Genomic DNA, 16,308 nt, shown 5'->3' with positions numbered 1-16,308 from the left:
CCGGTACGCTCAGGTCTCGTGATGGTGAAAAACCGACAATCCGCGGCGGCGATCCTGGAGGTCGAGTTCCAGGCTCCCATCGGCTCCCCATCCGGGGTGCAGGTGCTGACCTTGGGCGAGTTGCGGAGCCGGAACCTGGCGATGCTCGCGCGCTTGCAGCGGCTCCACTTCCACCAGCTCATCACTCCCGCGAAGGGACGATTGGGGTTCATGGTCGACTTCGTGGACTACACGGCCGAACCGGGCTCATGGCTGTGGGTCCGTCCCGGGGAGGTCGGGCGCTGGGGTGACCTGACCGACGTCGAAGGATCATTGATCCTCTTCGAGGACGACTTCCTCGACCCCGACACGGCCGAGACCGCCCGTATCAACGAACCGGGAGCCCCGACCCTGTACACGCCGGAGAACGGCGGGGAGTCCCTGAGGATGGCCCGCACCCACCTCGAGCACGAGTTCCGGGCACTGGGCACGCTGCCGTTGCCGGTCCATCTGTCGGCGATGCGGCACCTGCTCGCAGTCCTGGCCATCCGCTTGTCCCACACCGGGACCACCCGGTCACCGGCAGGGGAGGCGAACGAGACGTTCCGGCGGTTCCGGCACGCGGTCGAGCGCGATTTCGCCCGTACCCGCCGCGTCGAGGACTACGCCGCCCAGCTCGGCTACTCCCCGCGCACCCTCGCCAGGGCGGCGTTCGCCGCGACCGGTATGGGGGCCAAGGAGTTCATCGACCGCCGCATCATCCTCGAAGCCAAACGCCTGCTCGCCCACTCCGACCACACCGCCGCGAAGATCGCCAACGACCTCGGCTTCAACGACGCCACCAACTTCTCCAAGTACTTCCACCAGCGGACTCGGCAGACACCGATCGCATTCCGCACCAAAGTTCGACAGCGGTGACCGCGGTCAGGTCCCGGCGATCTGGGTACGGGGCGGCGTCCGGATCTGCGCCGGGCCGCCAGGGCCAAGCTCGGTCGCGCCGAGGCCCTTGAGCCGCCCCACCTCGTCGTGACGACTGCCGTTACCTCGACCCTCATCCCGAGACCGACCTGCCCACCCCGACTACACCCTCGTCTGCGAAGAGCCGCGAAACCCTCTGTTCAGCGCAAGCCGTGCAGGCCGAGCCGTTCCAGCAGTTCGTCGCGGAACTCCAACGCCGACGCCCGCTCCTCCTCCGAAGCGTGCACCTCCCGTGCCAACGCCCCTTCGAGGATCTTCAACGCCTGCCGCTCCGCCCCGTGCGACCCGGCCAGCGTGACCGCGTTCCGCAACGCCCGCGTCAGCCCGTTGCGCGCCGGCTCCCGCTCCCGCACCGCGGGCACGACCCGGATCCAGTTGCCGCCGGGATCGACCACCAGGAAGCCGTCCCGCCGCGGCCGTGTCATCCGCGGGATGCCCGCCACCAGCACCTTCCCGTAGACCGTCCGCATGCCGGACGCGAACACCTCGTACAGCTCACGAGGGTCGTCGACCTGGATCAGGCACGAGCTGTACGAGCGTTCGGGTTCGTAGCCGGGGATGCCGAAGAAGTGGAGGTTGATGTCCTCGCGCCGCACCGACACGTACGCGTTCGGGCGGTACTGCCGGTACGTGACGGTGAACCCGAGCATCACGTAGAACTCGGCGACCTCGTCGATGGAGGCGCACGGCAGCAGGGGATCGTCACCTCGTTGGCCACGTCGCCAAACTAGACCTGGAGATCAGCCGTCGACCAGCAATCCGCGTAACGGTCCTTGCAGCCTTCCCGCCCGCCGCGACACCCCGGGCAGCTCCATCACCCGCGATGGCCCCTTCAGCGCGGGCCGCCAGATCTTGTCCACGACGTCGTCGATCGGACCCGTCACGTCCGCGTCCAGGTGCTCGGCCCACAGCCGCAGGCGGGTCGACCGCGCCACCTCCGGGTCGTCGGTCACGACGTTGACCTCGGTGTCGTTGAACAACGAGTGCTCGTTGAGGTTCGCCGAGCCGACCGAGAGCCATCGGTCGTCCACAATGGACAGCTTGGCGTGGATGTAGACCGGTGCGTCGCCGTGGGCGACCAGGGTCGCGGCGACCAGGCGTCCGCCGGAGTCGGCGTCGATCAACCGGCCGAGCTGCCCGCGCGTGGTGTCGGCGCCGTTGCTGGGTTTCTGCGGCAGCAGCAGCACCATCCGGAACTCACGTGTCGGCGGGTTGCGCAGCTTGTCGATCAGCACCTCGGTGATCTCGGGCGACCACAGGAACTGGTTTTCCAGGTAGATCAGCGACCTGGCCGCCCGCAACGCCCGCAGGTACGAGTCGAGCAGGCTGAAGTCGCCGTGCGGCGCGAAGCCGTAGGTGCGCTCCGGGATCGTCCGCACCAGCTGCACGGACGACGACCCGGCTTCCGGCGGCACCTCGGGCGCGGGCAGGGTCTCCCCCGCGATCTCCAGCCACCGCGCGGCGAAGTGGGCGGCCACCTCGGCCACCGCCGGGCCCTCGATCCGGGCGATGTGGTCGTGCCAGCCGAGGTCGCGCGGCGGGTGCTCCGGCGAGTCGTGGCGGTCGCCCTCGACCGCCGTCATGTCGAGGCCGCCGACGAACGCCACGTCGTCGACGATCACGATCTTCTCGTGGTGGCAGTGCAGGGTTCGTTCGCGGGCGTCGAGCTCGCAGCGGACGGCGCCGCACTCCAGGAACGCCTTCTTGGCCGCCGCTGCCCGTTTGCGTGTCGGCTCGAAGAACGGGATGGGCGGGCCCGCCCAGAGCAGCACGCGCACCGGAACCCGTTCCGCGGCAGCCGAAAGCAGCTCGCGCAGCTGCGGCGCTCCCGGTTCGCGGGTCAGCTGGAAGTCCGGCGAGGCGTGCCAGTTCGCGATGTGGACGTACTTCTGCGCGTTCTCGATCGCCTCTGCCACAACGGGAAACGCCGTGGCGCCGTCGACCAGAACCTCGAACTTGTTGCCGTGCTGCACAGTTCGGCGCGGGGTGAACCACCCCGCGCCGTCACCGTCCAGCACCTCGCCCCAGCCCAGCCGCCGGAGTCTCCTGGCGTGGTGGGAGCACAGCACGTTCTCCAGCCCGTCACCGAGCCGCGCGTCGAGCACGTCGAGTAAGCCCACGAGAGGCGGATTTACCCGATTGGACCGATCTCAAACAGCGAGCACGGTCGTCGTGCCCGGCTCGACCTCCGTGAAGCCCGCGTCCCGCACCGCGACGACATCACCGCTGTGCACCAACGAGTCCCACTCCGCCACGGACGGTGTCCGCACGGCACACCGGTAGTCGAGCGTCGCCCACGCCTTCAGCTCGGCCTCGGACAGCCGCGGCGCCAGCAACATCGACGCGTGCCCCACCTGAGCCGCGAGCTTGCCCGCGGACATCTCGACGCGCGGGTTCACGTACAGCAGCCGCGCACCCTCCGGCACCGGCCCCGGCTCGTCCACGGGCAGGTCGGAGCCGGAGATCTGCAGCTTCGCGACCTCACGCGGCGTCTCGGACACCAGCACGGGCAGCAACGAGCGGACCGAGGCGCCGTCCACGGTGATCGTCACGCCCGGCAGCTCCTGCACGGCGTCCCACTGCGCGCCACGGGCCCGCCGCGACACCTTGCGGATCCGCCCGGCCACCCACGCGCGCACGGCCTCGTGCCACTCGCCGCCGACGTCGGCACGCGGGTCGAGGCACACCGCGACCGCCGACGCGGCCGCGGCTTCGAGCAACGCCGTCCGGGAAGGCGGATCGACCCGTTCGATGCGCAGCACCATCGGCATCGCGCGGACTTCCGACTCCTCGGCGTAGTTCCGGGAGGCGATCAGGTCGAGGATCATCACGGCCGGGTCAGCTCCAGGCCGTCGGCCGCGTCCGCGGCCTCCACCTCGGCCCTCGTCACGCCGAGGATGAACAGCACCGCGTCGAGGAACGGGTGCGACAACGCGGCGTCGGCCACCTCGCGCAACGCCGGCTTGGCGTTGAACGCGATGCCGAGGCCCGCCGCGCTGAGCATGTCGATGTCGTTCGCGCCGTCACCGACCGCCACGCACTGCGCCAGCGACACACCGACCTCGTCGGCGAAGCGGCGCAGTGCCACCGCCTTGCCCGGCCGGTCGACGATCTCGCCGACCACGCGCCCGGTCAGCTTGCCGTCCACGACCTCCAGCGTGTTCGCCGCGCAGAAGTCGAGCTGGAGCTCGTCGGCGAGGCCCGTGATCACCGACGTGAAGCCGCCGGACACGACACCGCAGTAGAAGCCGAGGCGCTTGAGCGTCCGGATCGTCGTGCGGGCGCCCGGCGTGAGCTCCAGCGACGCCGCGACCTCGTCCAGCACCTTCTCGTCCAGGCCCTCCAGCAACGCGACCCGGCGCCGCAGCGACTCGGCGAAGTCGAGCTCGCCGCGCATCGCCGCGTCGGTGATCTCGCGCACCTGCTCCTCGCAACCGACGTGCGCGGCCAGCATCTCGATCACCTCGCCCTGGATGAGCGTGGAGTCGACGTCGAACACGACCAGGCGCTTCGCCCGCCGCGTCAGGCCCGCCCGCTCGACCGCGATGTCCAGGCCGACCCGCACCGACACGTCCGCGAGCGCCGACCGCAGCTCCGCGTCGTTCTCCAGCGTGTCGTCGGCGACGGAAACGCGCAGCTCAAGGCCCGTGACGGGGTAGTCGGCGACGCCGCGGATCGCGTCGATGTTGACGCCGAGCGACGCCAGCCGCCGCGCGACCTCGGTGAACGCCTTCGCGGTCACCGGGCGGCCCAGCACGATCAGCACGTGGGACGACTCCAGGCGCGCGGTGCGCTTCGAGTCGGCGCCGATCTCGATCTCCACGTGCATCGAGACCGTGGCCATTGCCTGCTCGACGGACTCCTGCAGGCCCTCCGGGTCGTGGTCGGTCGAGACCAGGGCGCCGAGCACCAACCGGCCCCTGATGACGACCTGCTCCACGTCGAGCACCTCGACGCCGTGCCTGGTCAGCACGGCGAAGAGCACGGAGGAGACGCCGGGCTTGTCGGGGCCGGTCACGGTGATCAGCACGGGCGTTTTCACGTCGTCGTCTCCTCGTAAGACGCGAAGAGCCCCGACCGCGTGGAAGCAGCCGGGGCTCGTCGTTGAACCTTGAAGTGCAGGTTACTTGTGGTCCGACTCCGACTTCTCGGAGGCCGTACCGGACTGGATCGCGGCTCCCGCCATCTCGGACAGCGCGGGCGGCGCGTCCTTGTGCGCGATCGCCTTGCCGGTGAAGGTCACGTGACCCTCGTTGCGGATGCGCTCGACCATGTGCGGGTAGTGCAGCTCGAACGCCGGGCGCTCCGAACGGATCCGGGGCAGCTCGGTGAAGTTGTGCCGCGGCGGCGGGGACGAGGTGGCCCACTCGAGCGAGTTGCCGTAGCCCCACGGGTCGTCCGCCGTGACGACCTCACCGAAGCGGTAGCTGCGGAAGATGTTCCAGATGAACGGCAGCGTCGACGCGCCCAGGATGTAGGCACCGATCGTCGAGATCATGTTCAGCGTCGTGAAGCCGTCGGACGCGAGGTAGTCGGCGTACCGGCGCGGCATGCCCTCGTTGCCCAGCCAGTGCTGGACGAGGAAGGTCGCGTGGAAGCCGATGAACGTCGTCCAGAAGTGCAGCTTGCCGAGCGGCTCGTCGAGGAACCGGCCGGTGATCTTCGGGAACCAGAAGTAGATGCCGGCGAAGGTCGCGAACACGATCGTGCCGTAGAGCACGTAGTGGAAGTGCGCGACGACGAAGTACGTGTCCGACACGTGGAAGTCGATCGCGGGCGCGGCCAGCAGGATGCCGGAGAGGCCACCGAAGAGGAACGTGACGATGAAGCCGATCGAGAACAGCATCGGCGTCTCGAACGTCAGCTGGCCCTTCCACATCGTGCCGATCCAGTTGAAGAACTTCACACCGGTCGGGACCGCGATGAGGAACGTCATGAAGGCGAAGAACGGCAGCAGCACGGCGCCGGTCGCGTACATGTGGTGCGCCCACACGGCGACGGACAGGGCCGCGATGCCGAGCGTCGCGTAGACCAGGCCGTTGTAGCCGAAGATCGGCTTGCGGCTGAACACCGGGAAGATCTCCGACACGATGCCGAAGAACGGCAGCGCGACGATGTAGACCTCGGGGTGGCCGAAGAACCAGAAGAGGTGCTGCCACAGGATCACACCGCCGTTGGCGGGGTCGAACACGTGGGCACCGAGATGGCGGTCGGCGAGCAGGCCGAGCAGCGCCGCGGTGAGGATCGGGAACGCGAGCAGCACCAGCACCGACGTCACCAGGATGTTCCAGGTGAAGATCGGCATCCGGAACATCGTCATGCCGGGCGCGCGCAGGCAGACCACGGTGGTGATCATGTTCACCGCGCCGAGGATGGTGCCGAGACCACCGACCACCAGGCCGGAGATCCACAGGTCGGCGCCGACACCCGGCGAGTGGATGGCGTTGCTCAGCGGCGTGTAGGCGAACCAGCCGAAGTCGGCCGCACCACCGGGGGTGATGAAGCCCGCCATCACGATCAGGCCGCCGAAGAGGTACAGCCAGTACGAGAACGCGTTGAGCCGCGGGAACGCCACGTCGGGCGAGCCGATCTGCAGCGGGAGCACGAAGTTCGCGAACCCGAAGACGATCGGGGTCGCGTACAGCAGCAGCATCACGGTGCCGTGCATCGTGAACAGCTGGTTGAACTGCTCCTGGCTCAGGAACTGCATGCCGGGACGGGCCAGCTCGGTCCGCATCAGCATGGCCATCGCGCCGCCGACCATGAAGAAGGCGAACGAGGTGACCAGGTACATGATGCCGATTTGCTTGTGGTCCGTGGTGCGGAACATCCGCAGCAGGAAGGACCCCTTGACCGCAGTGCGCGTCGGATAAGGACGCGTTGCGATCGGCTGCGGGGCTACGGCCGTCACGGTGCCTCCAGGCCTTGGTGGGACCAGTCGTTCGGGAAACTCACCGGATATTAGACGGAGCCGATCAGCTCCATTCGGGTGGGCCATGGCCGGTGGCCAGCGGCGTAGCGCAGGTCACACGTATCCTGCCGCCGTGCTCCGAATGCTCGCTGTCGCTTCTGTCCTGTTGCTGTCCGCCTGTGGTTCCCCTGCCACGCACAACTCCGCGGACGTCGCGTTCGCGCAGGGCATGGTCCCGCACCACGAGCAGGCGCTGGAGATGACCGAACTGGTCGCGTCCCGCACCGAGAACGCGCACGTGATCGACCTGGCGGCGCGCATCTCGAAGGCCCAGAAGCCGGAGATCGACCGCATGAACGGCTGGTTGAAGGACTGGGGCGCTCCCGTCAAGGCGGAGAGCCATTCGTCACACGGCCACTCCGACACGCACGGCATGGTCGATCTGGGCAACCTCGCCGAGCTCGACGGCACCGAGTTCGACCGGCAGTGGCTCTCGCTGATGATCCAGCACCACCGCGGTGCCGTGGAGATGGCGCGCAAGCACCTGGCCGCGGGCACCGACCCGGAGACGCGAAAGCTGGCCCAGGACGTGATCACCCTTCAGGAGAAGGAGATCTCGGAAATGGAGTCGCTCCTGCCGCAGGGCTGATGCCAGCCTGGAGCGCATGAGCACCTCAGCAGCTGTGCGGGCCGCCGTGTCGCTGGCGGCCACCCACGGCGTGGTCGCCACCGACCCCGTCGTGCTGAAGGACGGCAGCAACGTCCTCGTGCACCTGCGCCCGGCCCCGGTCGTCGCCCGCATCGCCAAGCGCACGGCCCTTGTCCGCCCGTCGGTGGCCGGCCACCTGGCCCGCGACCTGTCCGTGTCGGCGTTCCTGGCCTCGCGGGGCGTCCCCGTCGTGGCGCCTTCGGCCGAACTGCCGGCGGGCCCTCACGTGCGTGACGGCTTCGTGTTCACGTTCAGCACGTACGTCCCGCACGACCCGAACGTGGAACTGAGCCGCCCGGACGTGCTCAAGCTGCTGCCCGACCTGCACGCAGAACTGCGGCGGTACGAGGGCCCGCTGCCCGAGCGGGGCCCGCTGGACGACGTCGAGAACACCCTCGCGTACCTGGAGGGCCGCGGCTTGCCCGGCCTGGAACCGTTCCGCGAGCGCCACACAGAGCTGCTGACCCGCTGGAACGCGCACTACCGCGACGTCCAGCCGCTGCACGGCGACTCGCACTTCGGCAACGTCCTGATGACCCCGTCCGGCCCGGTGTGGAACGACTTCGAGGACACCTGGCGCGGCCCCGTGGCGTGGGACCTGGCCTGCCTGGCCGGCGCCAAAGGCGCAGAAGCCGCCCAGCGCGCCGTGGAGATCTACGGCGGCGGGGCGGCTCCTGAGGACGTGGAGTTCCACGTCGAAACCCGCGTCAACTTCAGCACGCTCTGGGGCGTGCTGATGGAACGGAGTTAGGCGCGGCGCCTGCGCAGCACCAGCAGCACGGCGGCACCGGCGGCCAGCAGGGCGGCACCGAGACCGACCAGCCAGGCGGACCCGAAACCGGTCGAGGCGAGGTCCTCGCTCACCGCCGCGGCCGCGGCCGTGGTGGTCGTCGTCGCCGCGACCTGCGAGGACGACGTGGTCGTCGTCTCGGCGGCGCTGGTCGTCGTCGTCCCGGCCGTCGTGGTGGTCGTCGTCGTGGTGGTGGTCGTGGTGGTGGTCGTTTCCTTCTTGATGCCGCAGCCGTACCAGTGGCTGATCTTCGGGAGCTGGTCACCACCGTTGAACGGCGAGCGCAGCTCGTTCCACGGCAGGTCGCCGAGGTCCTTGGCGAGGTAGACGTTGAAGTTCGGGCCACCCTTGACGACCACGCCGGTGACCGTCTTGTCGGAGGGCACCCCGGTGATGTTGAGGTACTGCTGATTGTCCCCGCCGGTGTAGGTGAACTCGCTCGGGTGGATCCGCTCCCCGGTCAGTCCGCCGACCTTGCAGGCGTCGGGGTGGTTGTAGTCGATGTTCTTGGTGAACGGAGTCGCACGCTCGTCGTTCGTCGTCGGCTCGTCCTGTGCGGCGGCGGTGCTCACCAGGGCGAGCGACGCGACAGCGGCAACCGCGGCGGAAGCGAGCAGGCCGGCTCTTCTCAGGGGCGTGAGGCGCATCGTGATACTCCGTTGGGGGTTCGGCGGGATGCCGAGATCTAAGACCATCGACGTCCCCCCTAACGGGTGATCCGAGCCCTCCAGGTACGCCCTGTGGCCTAGTTGTTATACGGCTGTGAAGTCGCGTACCCGAACGACCGAACGCCGAAGGGGCCGGCGAACCGGCCCCTTCAGACGACACATGCGAACGCGACTCAGTCGTTCTGCTCGACCTCGGCAGGTCGCAGGAACACGGTGCCACCGTTCGGCATGCGCCGGAACCAGTCGACAGAGGTGACCGGCTGGCCGATCACCGGACCCACACCGGTGGGGAGGTGCGGAACAACAACGCCGGCGTCGAACGGGGACTGCGGCCGGCGAATGGGCTGGTTCGGGGTGGTCATGGTTCCTTCTCGACGTGGGGAGCTCGAGGGAACGCACGGGCGACCGGAGCATTCTCGGTCTCGACTCCCCACAACACGGCGCCGACGACCTGCCATTCCCGGATGCCTGAAGGTGCGTGCTCGAACGATAGTGATCATTAATCGTGGCGCACTGCACCAGTGCATGGCCTGAGTGTGCGTCAAGCGCAAGATATCGAGCCCGACGAACTGCCGTGCAACTGATGAGTCAACACGCATCCCGGCGATCCGGGATGCGGCAGTCTACATCGGACCGCAAGGGGGCTTCACCTGCAGGTATATCGCTCCGTGACCATATGTGGACAGAACGGACCCACCGGTCCGACGACGGCAGGGAAACCGCCCAGGACCAGCACGGATGCGTCGTGCGGCGGACAGGCGTTCCCGTGGCCATCCTATGTGCAGTACGCATGTCCTGGAAATACTCCCGCGTATCGCGCTTATGGATCGGAAATATCGGCTCAAGAGGTGACAAGGGCGAAAACTTCTGCGCAATTTCACGAGTCAGGACCGAGTGGCCCACGACCATCAGTCGAGCCGCCGGTAAGCGGTACCACCGTTCGGCATCCGCCGAAACCACTCCACCGGAACGACCGCCCTACGCCCCTGCCTCCGCACCGGCCCTCCCGCACTCGCGGGAAGAGGCGGCGGCACCGGTAGGAGCCGAGGCTGACGGGCAAGCTGCTCCGGGCTGATCATCAGTCGCCTCTTCGCTGTGTTCCGATGCTCACGGCGTCCACTCGACCAGAGACGCGCGCACGAGCGAGCCGAGCGCGCTCTTCAGCCGACGGGCCACCACCGCGGAATCGGCCTGCCATTCCTCGGTCGCCCTCGCCAGGAGGTCGCGGAACTCCGCTGTCCCGCTCGGCCCGCACTGGGCCATCACCCAGCCCGCGTCCTCGTCGAGCCAGAAGAGCTGGGGCGGCTGGGTCGCCCTGCCCACCACCACACGCCCTGTGTCAGCTCGCTTGTACCGGACGTCCGGCAGCACGTGGAAGTGGCCGTCTTCGCGAACGTCCGCATCCGCCTGGTCCGCTGGAGACGCCGTCTCACCCAGAGGGTCACCCGTGAAGGCGTGCAACAACCACCGGGCGTCGGGCCGCAGCTCGACCTCGTGGGCGATCAGCCAGGCGCCGATCTCGTCGGCCCGTTCCCGCGCCTTGGGCAGCAGGGAGTCGCGGCCGAGATCCTCCTCGCCGCACGACTCGGCGAACTGGGCCAGGCAGCTGTAGGCGTGCCAGGCCGCGAAGGTCTGCTCCAGCGGCCATCGAGCGTGCGACCAGGAGTTCTCGAACTCCTCGACGTCCTCGGCCCGCACGTCGAGGAACTCGCGCGTGATCGCCAGGTCGAAGAACTTCTCGTGGGCGCCTTCATGAACGAGCGCCTCCGCCACCTCGATCGGGGCGGACGGCTCGTCGATCAGCACGATGCCGGGGACGTACCGCGAGGACGCCGACACGACGCCGCCGGACGTCTCCGCCTTGAGCACGGCCAGCATCGAGACGTGGGCCAGCAGGTCGTCGGCCATCGCGGGCGCCAGTCGCCTGAGCAGGCGGACGCCGTCGGCCACGATGGCGAAGGCGGCCTCGAACCGCTCCCCGTCGGCCTCCGTGAGCGGCCGGGGCGCGGCGCCGGGCGGGGCCACGATCCGCAACGGTGCCTCGAGCACCTCGGCGGCGCGTGGATCGGCAGCTACCGCGATGCCGGCGTCGCGCACTCGCAGCGCGGCGACCTCGTGCAACCGGGAGGGATCCAGACCACCGTGTCCTGCCAGCGCCCTGCCGACCTCGTAACGGACGATCGGGTGGTCGGCGAGGTTGTCGGACAACCCGGTGCCGGGGGCGAACAGGTCGACCGCGAGCCGGTAGAGCGTGCGCCGCTCGTCGACCAACGCCTGCGCCGGTGCGAGACGTGCGTGCAAAGCGTGCGTACTTGAAGCCAACATCGAAAGACCCCGTGTTCACGTAACCCGACGCGGTGGAGTCGCGGAACCATAGCGCTCCACGTCACACCGGGCTGAGGGAACACCCCCAGAAAGACCGGTGCCCGGCCTGCGTCGGACGGGACGCGGGCCGGGCACCGGGTTGGTGGGTCTGCTCATCAGCCGAACACGATGCTGGTGACGTTCACGAAGCCGACAACGGCCAGCGCGACGACCGAGACGGCGATCATCGTGAGCACTGTGCGCCAGCCGATCGCGGTGACAGCGACTGCTACGGCGGCGGCGATTCCGAGTGCGCTCCCTGCGGACATCTCGTTCCCTCCCGACTAGGCGAGTACGGGCTCCTGGGTGTGGGCGGTCCCAGGCGTCTCGCCATGAGAAAAGAATCCCGCGTTGTAGGTTGTCTGTCAACGGTCGCCAGGTTGCCAGACAAGTTGCAACTGACCGGCAACACGCCTAAACTGAACCAATGCCCGCCGACGACGCACATCTCGGCGAGAGCTGGTCGCTCTCGCCCGATTCGCGACGCCCACTGCCGGAGCTGATCGAGCAGAAGCTCCGTGAGCAGATCATCGGCGGCACCCTCAAAGCCGGTGATCGCCTCCCCACCGAGCCGGAACTGGCCCGCAAACTGGATGTCGCGAGGTCGTCGTTGCGTACAGCTCTGCAGCGACTGCAGCTGCAGGGCATCGTCGAGGTCCGCCGTGGTCTCGGCTGGTACGTGCGCCGCACCGACCTGGCCGCCGTCGAGGAGCACCTCGAGGGCAGGCTCGCCGCGCGCCAGTTCTCCCAGACCGACCTGCTGGAAGTGCGGATCGCGCTGGAGACCACGGCCGCGAGCCTGGCCGCGGTCCGCGCGGGCGACGGAGAGCTGGACGAACTGGCGAAGCTGAACCGTCGCTACCAGCGCGCGCCGGTCGAGGACACGCAGGAAGTGATCGAGTCGGACGAGGAGTTCCACTCGGCGCTGGTTCGCGCGTCGCACAACGAGCTGCTGGAGAACATGTACCAGGCGCTCGTCCCCGGTCTGCAGGACTGCAAGCGGCACGCGCACCCGTCCCGCGAGGTGCACAACCGTTCCGCGAACGAGCACGAGCAGGTCATCTGGTTCCTGCGCAGGCACGACGAGGTCGGCGCGAAAAGCGCCATGACCACGCATCTTCTGGGTCTGTACAACGACCTCGCCACCGACGAGTCCAAGGAGAGAGCCACCCTCAGCACCTACGTGGGGGTGTCAGACAACCCGATCTGGAACAAGACCCGCTGATACGGCATGCACCGAAAGGGTCTGGCGCTGATCCGACATCACTCCCACCATGTATGGACAGTCGGTGGAGTGAGGGGGCGGCGACCAGGTGGCGGGGGCGCGCAGGCACAAACAGGCGCTGGCCGTCGCGATCGTTCTTCTGGTCGTCGCGGCCGCTGATCTGACCGCAGTGCTGCTGTGGCAACCCACGTCGCGAAGCGTGTTGCACGACGCCCTGGTGGTGCTGTGGCCGTTGCCGGCGTTGGCGGGTTTCCTGCTCGGCGCCTACGAGTTGTTCCTGCACAAGCGCCTCGTCGCGGAGATAGGCCGGATCTCAGGGCCCGGCATCGTCGAACACCTGCTGCCGTCCGAGGTGCTGCGCACTTTCCTGTCGTCGGTCTACGGCCCGAACGCCGCGAACGACGACGTGGTGGCAGGTGTTCTCGGCGGCGACGGCATGCGCCCGCGCGGCGACGACCTGACGATCAGCACCAGCACCACGGTGAAGCTCGAACTGCAGGGCATCGACACGAAGACCTACCACTTCATGACGACGCAGCGGTACCAGTTCCGCAACATCGTCCCCGTCGACCGCTTCGTCATCTTCGCCACCTCGAACGCCCTGCTGCGCGACACCATCCCGGCCGCGTGCCGCTACCCGCTCTTCGAGTCCTACTTCATCCCGGACCCGTCGCTGTTCCTCGACTCGGTCGACGACCTGCGCCACTCCACCCAGATCGCCATCGACTACATCGACCACGAGGGCCAGCGCCGCTCAGCCGAACCGAGCCAGATCCCGCCGGTCGAGGTGCGGTTCGACCAGTGGGCCAACTACCTGACGTTCTTCCGCGAGTCCATGGGCCCCATGCGCAAGCTCAGCCCGCTCGACCACATGAGCGACCTGCGGATCTTCGAGTGCGACCTCAGCGGCATCGCCGACGACCACGTGGTCCGCGCGATCTGCGGCCTCACCGTCTGGTCGCGCACCCTGCAGCGCACCAACGACGGCTTCTGCTACTGGCAGTCGCCCTATCCGTCCTTTGTGGACAAGATCACCTTCGACGCCACCGGGCTGGCGGTCGACCACTCCCCCAGGCACGAGTTCCGGGTCATGCCCTTCACGTTCCGGTCGGCGACGACCTCCGCGCAGTGGCTGGAGGCCGGGGAGCTCGGCGACCTGGACGTGCGGTCGTGGCTGCTGCCGGGGCACGGGGTGGCGTTGCTGTGGCGGGAAGCCCTCGGCTAGCGCTGTGACCGCACACGTTCACCGGGTCGGTGATCCTTGAGGGATCCTCGGCCCCATCGCCGGTTCGAGCAGCGACAACGTCCGCTGCTGCGCATCGAGACCGACGCGGATGCCGACCGGCATCGGCAGATTCGGGCCGGCATGCCCGAACTCGACGTTGCCCAGGACCGGGATGTCACGGTCGCCGAGGACGTCGAGGACCATCTCGGACAGCGTCGGGGAGGCGCCGGGCTCGAGTCCGCTGATCTCGCGCGGAACGCCGACGACCATGCCGGAGATCCGATCGAGGATGCCGCTGTGCCGCATCACCTGCAGATAGCTCCACACGTGCGATGCCAGGCCGCCCATCTCCTCCCAGAACAGCACCGCACCGTCGAAGCACTCGAGCGGCAGCGCGAAACGCGTCGCCTGCGCCAGCACGATCCGATTGATCACCCCGCCGATCAGCCGACCTTCGGCACGACCAGGACGCCAGCACTCCCACGACGGGCTCACCGGCAGCGCACCGATCGCCGCGGTACCGGTCAGCAACCTGGAGTAGAGCTTCTCGAGTTCCGCTCGGCGCGCCGCGGGCGCAGACTGCCAGTGCCCTCCGAAGCCGGGGACCGCCATGTCGGCATGGAACCCGACCAGACCCGCGCGCGCATAGAGCACCAGATGCAGCAGCGAGATGTCGCTGTAGCCCAGGATCGGTTTGGGGTCGGCCCTGATCGCCTCGACGTCGATCAGGTCGAGGTAGCCGAGCGCTGTCTGACCACCGTCACTCGCGATGATCGCGCGCACCTCAGGATCACGCAGAAGACCGTTGAGCTCATTGGCGATCTCCGCCGGCGTGGCCGCGCTCCACCAATGGCGCCGCCCCACTTCGAGCAGCGGAGCCCTGCGCACGCGGAATCCCATCCGCTCGAGCACAACCACCGCCCGCTCGACGTTGGGCTCGCAAGCGGCAGGCAGCGGACCGGACAGCGCTGCGATGACCACGAGATCTCCGGGCCTCAGGGCACGCGGTCGAAGCAGTTGAGGCCGTGCAGCACCGGTCATGGCGTCAGTGTCGCCAGTCGCCTTGGCAGGGTCATTCGATTTTCGCCGACCTGGGTCTTCCTCGCCCAGCAACTGACACCCGCCGAACCGTTCCGGTCAGAGCACCGGCGAACGCTCAGCCGGCGGAACGCGCGTAGACCGTGCCTCCGGTCGGCATGCGCACGAACCAGTCGATCGGCAGAACCGGCTGCGAGGGCTGCAGCGGGACAGGAACGGGTTCGGCGGCCATCATGTCTCCCATCACCTGCGGGGTGACATTGGAGCGTATCCATCGCGCAGTGCGGTGGGCGCCTGCCGAGAGGGTGAGCCTCGGACTGCAAGCGAGCGCAAGAATTTGCGTACACTTGCGCCATGACGCAACGGAGGCTGGCCGAGGTCGCGGCCAAGGTCGGGGTCAGTGAGGCCACCGTCAGCCGGGTGCTGAACGGCAAGCCGGGCGTCTCGGACGCCACGCGCAGTGCCGTGCTCACCGCGCTTGACGTGCTGGGTTACGAAAGGCCGACGCAGCTGCGCGGTGAGCGGGCCAGGCTTGTCGGGCTGGTGTTGCCCGAGCTGCAGAACCCGATCTTCCCCGCGTTCGCGGATGTCGTGGGCAACGCGCTTGCGCAAAGGGGGTTCACGCCCGTCTTGTGCACGCGGACCGCCGGCGGGGTGACCGAGGCCGAGTACCTGGAGCTGCTGCTCGAGCAGCACGTGTCGGGCATCGTGTTCGCGGGTGGGCTGTACGCGCAGAAGGACGCCAGCCACGGGCACTACCAGCAGATGATGGCGCGGAAGCTGCCTGCGGTGCTGGTCAACGCGGCCATCGACGACCTGGCGTTTCCGCGGGTTTCGTGTGACGACGCGGTGGCGGTGGAGCAGGCGTACGGGCACCTCACCTCGTTGGGGCACCGCAGGATCGGGGCAGTGCTCGGGCCGCCGGACCACGTGCCGAGTCACCGGAAGCTGCAGGCCATCGAGAAGTGCGGTGGGGCCGAGGTCGAGCACGCCATGTTCAGCCTTGAAGGCGGGCAGGCGGCGGCCACCAAGCTCGTGCAGCGCGGGGTCACGGCGATCATCTGTGCCAGCGACCCGCTGGCGCTGGGGGCGATCAGGGCCGTCCGGCGCGCGGGACTGGATGTGCCCAAGGACGTGTCGATCGTCGGGTACGACGATTCGGCGTTCATGACCTGCACCGATCCGCCGCTCACGACGGTGCGGCAGCCCATCGAGGCGATGGGGCGGGCGGCGGTGGAGCTGCTGGCCAACCAGATCTCCGGCAACGCGGTGGCGCCGGACGAACTGCTCTTCGAGCCCGAACTGGTGGTGAGGGCCTCCAGCGCGCCAGTCAGGTAGCAGTCGGCTTCTTGCGAGTTTTCGTCTAGATATTGCGTTCAGATGTAACGACGACTTATGGTCGCCGTCACATCGACGCGCTC

Annotated in this window: 17 protein-coding genes; 6 read left to right on the top strand and 11 right to left on the bottom strand. The window is 68.4% G+C overall.

Annotated features, from left to right (window positions below; translation table 11 throughout):
- Window positions 1-21: 21 nt before the first annotated feature.
- Complete coding sequence (locus tag IEZ09_RS08630) at window positions 22-897, top strand: helix-turn-helix domain-containing protein (protein WP_189253237.1); 876 nt, start codon at window positions 22-24, stop codon at window positions 895-897.
- A 200-nt stretch (window positions 898-1,097) separates the two neighbouring features.
- Here the strand turns inward: IEZ09_RS08630 and IEZ09_RS08625 are convergent, their stop codons facing one another.
- The 5 genes from IEZ09_RS08625 to ctaD form a co-directional block, all read right to left on the bottom strand.
- The gene (locus IEZ09_RS08625; protein WP_229812358.1) at window positions 1,098-1,607 is read right to left on the bottom strand and encodes a DUF8817 family protein; all 510 of its coding nucleotides are present in this window, start codon (window positions 1,605-1,607) and stop codon (window positions 1,098-1,100) included.
- A 90-nt stretch (window positions 1,608-1,697) separates the two neighbouring features.
- Entirely contained in the window at window positions 1,698-3,077 is a 1,380-nt protein-coding gene (locus IEZ09_RS08620) for a phospholipase D-like domain-containing protein (protein WP_189253080.1), read from the bottom strand.
- 30 nt (window positions 3,078-3,107) lie between these two features.
- Window positions 3,108-3,785 carry a peptidyl-tRNA hydrolase gene (locus IEZ09_RS08615; protein ID WP_189253236.1) on the bottom strand — a complete coding sequence of 226 codons (678 nt, stop codon included), beginning with the start codon at window positions 3,783-3,785 and terminating at the stop codon, window positions 3,108-3,110.
- Window positions 3,785-4,999 carry a phosphoserine phosphatase SerB gene (gene serB, locus IEZ09_RS08610; protein ID WP_189253079.1) on the bottom strand — a complete coding sequence of 405 codons (1,215 nt, stop codon included), beginning with the start codon at window positions 4,997-4,999 and terminating at the stop codon, window positions 3,785-3,787. Before serB ends, IEZ09_RS08615 begins: the two co-directional genes overlap by 1 nt.
- 81 nt (window positions 5,000-5,080) lie before the next feature.
- Window positions 5,081-6,868: an aa3-type cytochrome oxidase subunit I gene (gene ctaD / locus IEZ09_RS08605; RefSeq protein ID WP_189253078.1), complete on the bottom strand. Its 1,788-nt coding sequence runs from the start codon at window positions 6,866-6,868 to the stop codon at window positions 5,081-5,083.
- A gap of 142 nt (window positions 6,869-7,010) precedes the next feature.
- Between ctaD and IEZ09_RS08600 the strand changes: the two genes are divergently transcribed.
- A complete protein-coding gene (locus tag IEZ09_RS08600) occupies window positions 7,011-7,517 on the top strand; it encodes a DUF305 domain-containing protein (protein ID WP_229812392.1) in 507 nt (168 codons plus the stop codon).
- 16 nt (window positions 7,518-7,533) lie between these two features.
- Window positions 7,534-8,328, top strand: a complete 795-nt coding sequence (locus IEZ09_RS08595) for an aminoglycoside phosphotransferase family protein (RefSeq protein ID WP_189253076.1) — start codon at window positions 7,534-7,536, stop codon at window positions 8,326-8,328.
- Here the strand turns inward: IEZ09_RS08595 and IEZ09_RS08590 are convergent.
- The 4 genes from IEZ09_RS08590 to IEZ09_RS08575 form a co-directional block, all read right to left on the bottom strand.
- Window positions 8,325-9,014, bottom strand: coding sequence for an LPXTG cell wall anchor domain-containing protein (locus tag IEZ09_RS08590; protein ID WP_189253075.1), 690 nt, complete (start codon window positions 9,012-9,014; stop codon window positions 8,325-8,327). The two genes, IEZ09_RS08595 and IEZ09_RS08590, sit on opposite strands and share 4 nt — an antisense overlap.
- A gap of 194 nt (window positions 9,015-9,208) precedes the next feature.
- Window positions 9,209-9,397 (bottom strand): hypothetical protein, encoded by a 189-nt coding sequence (locus IEZ09_RS08585; RefSeq protein WP_189253074.1) that lies wholly within the window; start codon window positions 9,395-9,397, stop codon window positions 9,209-9,211.
- A 745-nt stretch (window positions 9,398-10,142) separates the two neighbouring features.
- Window positions 10,143-11,360: an aKG-HExxH-type peptide beta-hydroxylase gene (locus IEZ09_RS08580; RefSeq protein ID WP_189253073.1), complete on the bottom strand. Its 1,218-nt coding sequence runs from the start codon at window positions 11,358-11,360 to the stop codon at window positions 10,143-10,145.
- Between the two features lie 155 nt (window positions 11,361-11,515).
- On the bottom strand, window positions 11,516-11,668 hold the full coding sequence (locus tag IEZ09_RS08575) for a hypothetical protein (protein ID WP_189253072.1): 153 nt from the start codon (window positions 11,666-11,668) through the stop codon (window positions 11,516-11,518).
- A gap of 158 nt (window positions 11,669-11,826) precedes the next feature.
- Between IEZ09_RS08575 and IEZ09_RS08570 the strand changes: the two genes are divergently transcribed.
- Both IEZ09_RS08570 and IEZ09_RS08565 read left to right on the top strand, forming a co-directional pair.
- Window positions 11,827-12,624, top strand: coding sequence for a FadR/GntR family transcriptional regulator (locus IEZ09_RS08570; protein WP_189253071.1), 798 nt, complete (start codon window positions 11,827-11,829; stop codon window positions 12,622-12,624).
- Window positions 12,625-12,712: 88 nt separating this feature from the next.
- Window positions 12,713-13,849 (top strand): hypothetical protein, encoded by a 1,137-nt coding sequence (locus tag IEZ09_RS08565; RefSeq protein WP_229812357.1) that lies wholly within the window; start codon window positions 12,713-12,715, stop codon window positions 13,847-13,849.
- Between the two features lie 18 nt (window positions 13,850-13,867).
- Here the strand turns inward: IEZ09_RS08565 and IEZ09_RS08560 are convergent, their stop codons facing one another.
- A complete protein-coding gene (locus IEZ09_RS08560) occupies window positions 13,868-14,962 on the bottom strand; it encodes a S66 peptidase family protein (RefSeq protein WP_229812356.1) in 1,095 nt (364 codons plus the stop codon).
- A 43-nt stretch (window positions 14,963-15,005) separates the two neighbouring features.
- The gene (locus tag IEZ09_RS47415) at window positions 15,006-15,131 is read right to left on the bottom strand and encodes a hypothetical protein (protein ID WP_268247611.1); all 126 of its coding nucleotides are present in this window, start codon (window positions 15,129-15,131) and stop codon (window positions 15,006-15,008) included.
- Window positions 15,132-15,241: 110 nt separating this feature from the next.
- Here IEZ09_RS47415 and IEZ09_RS08555 point away from each other — a divergent pair, with 110 nt between their 5' ends.
- Window positions 15,242-16,225, top strand: a complete 984-nt coding sequence (locus IEZ09_RS08555) for a LacI family DNA-binding transcriptional regulator (RefSeq protein WP_189253070.1) — start codon at window positions 15,242-15,244, stop codon at window positions 16,223-16,225.
- Window positions 16,226-16,308: the final 83 nt, after the last annotated feature.

The organism is Lentzea flava, assembly GCF_014648475.1.
In the GTDB taxonomy this organism is placed as follows: Bacteria; Actinomycetota; Actinomycetes; order Mycobacteriales; family Pseudonocardiaceae; genus Lentzea; species Lentzea flava.
Note: the sequence above shows the minus strand (reverse complement) of the source record. Positions and strands in the feature narration are given on the sequence as shown.

Bases quoted from the DNA above. Each gene is read 5' to 3' on its own strand.
- IEZ09_RS08630 (WP_189253237.1), top strand. From the start codon at position 22: ATGGTGAAAAACCGACAATCCGCGGCGGCGATCCTGGAGGTCGAGTTC.
- IEZ09_RS08625 (WP_229812358.1), bottom strand. From the start codon at position 1,607: ATGCTCGGGTTCACCGTCACGTACCGGCAGTACCGCCCGAACGCGTAC.
- IEZ09_RS08615 (WP_189253236.1), bottom strand. From the start codon at position 3,785: ATGATCCTCGACCTGATCGCCTCCCGGAACTACGCCGAGGAGTCGGAA.
- IEZ09_RS08600 (WP_229812392.1), top strand. From the start codon at position 7,011: ATGCTCGCTGTCGCTTCTGTCCTGTTGCTGTCCGCCTGTGGTTCCCCT.
- IEZ09_RS08595 (WP_189253076.1), top strand. From the start codon at position 7,534: ATGAGCACCTCAGCAGCTGTGCGGGCCGCCGTGTCGCTGGCGGCCACC.
- IEZ09_RS08590 (WP_189253075.1), bottom strand. From the start codon at position 9,014: ATGCGCCTCACGCCCCTGAGAAGAGCCGGCCTGCTCGCTTCCGCCGCG.
- IEZ09_RS08585 (WP_189253074.1), bottom strand. From the start codon at position 9,397: ATGACCACCCCGAACCAGCCCATTCGCCGGCCGCAGTCCCCGTTCGAC.
- IEZ09_RS08580 (WP_189253073.1), bottom strand. From the start codon at position 11,360: ATGTTGGCTTCAAGTACGCACGCTTTGCACGCACGTCTCGCACCGGCG.
- IEZ09_RS08575 (WP_189253072.1), bottom strand. From the start codon at position 11,668: ATGTCCGCAGGGAGCGCACTCGGAATCGCCGCCGCCGTAGCAGTCGCT.
- IEZ09_RS08570 (WP_189253071.1), top strand. From the start codon at position 11,827: ATGCCCGCCGACGACGCACATCTCGGCGAGAGCTGGTCGCTCTCGCCC.
- IEZ09_RS47415 (WP_268247611.1), bottom strand. From the start codon at position 15,131: ATGGGAGACATGATGGCCGCCGAACCCGTTCCTGTCCCGCTGCAGCCC.
- IEZ09_RS08555 (WP_189253070.1), top strand. From the start codon at position 15,242: ATGACGCAACGGAGGCTGGCCGAGGTCGCGGCCAAGGTCGGGGTCAGT.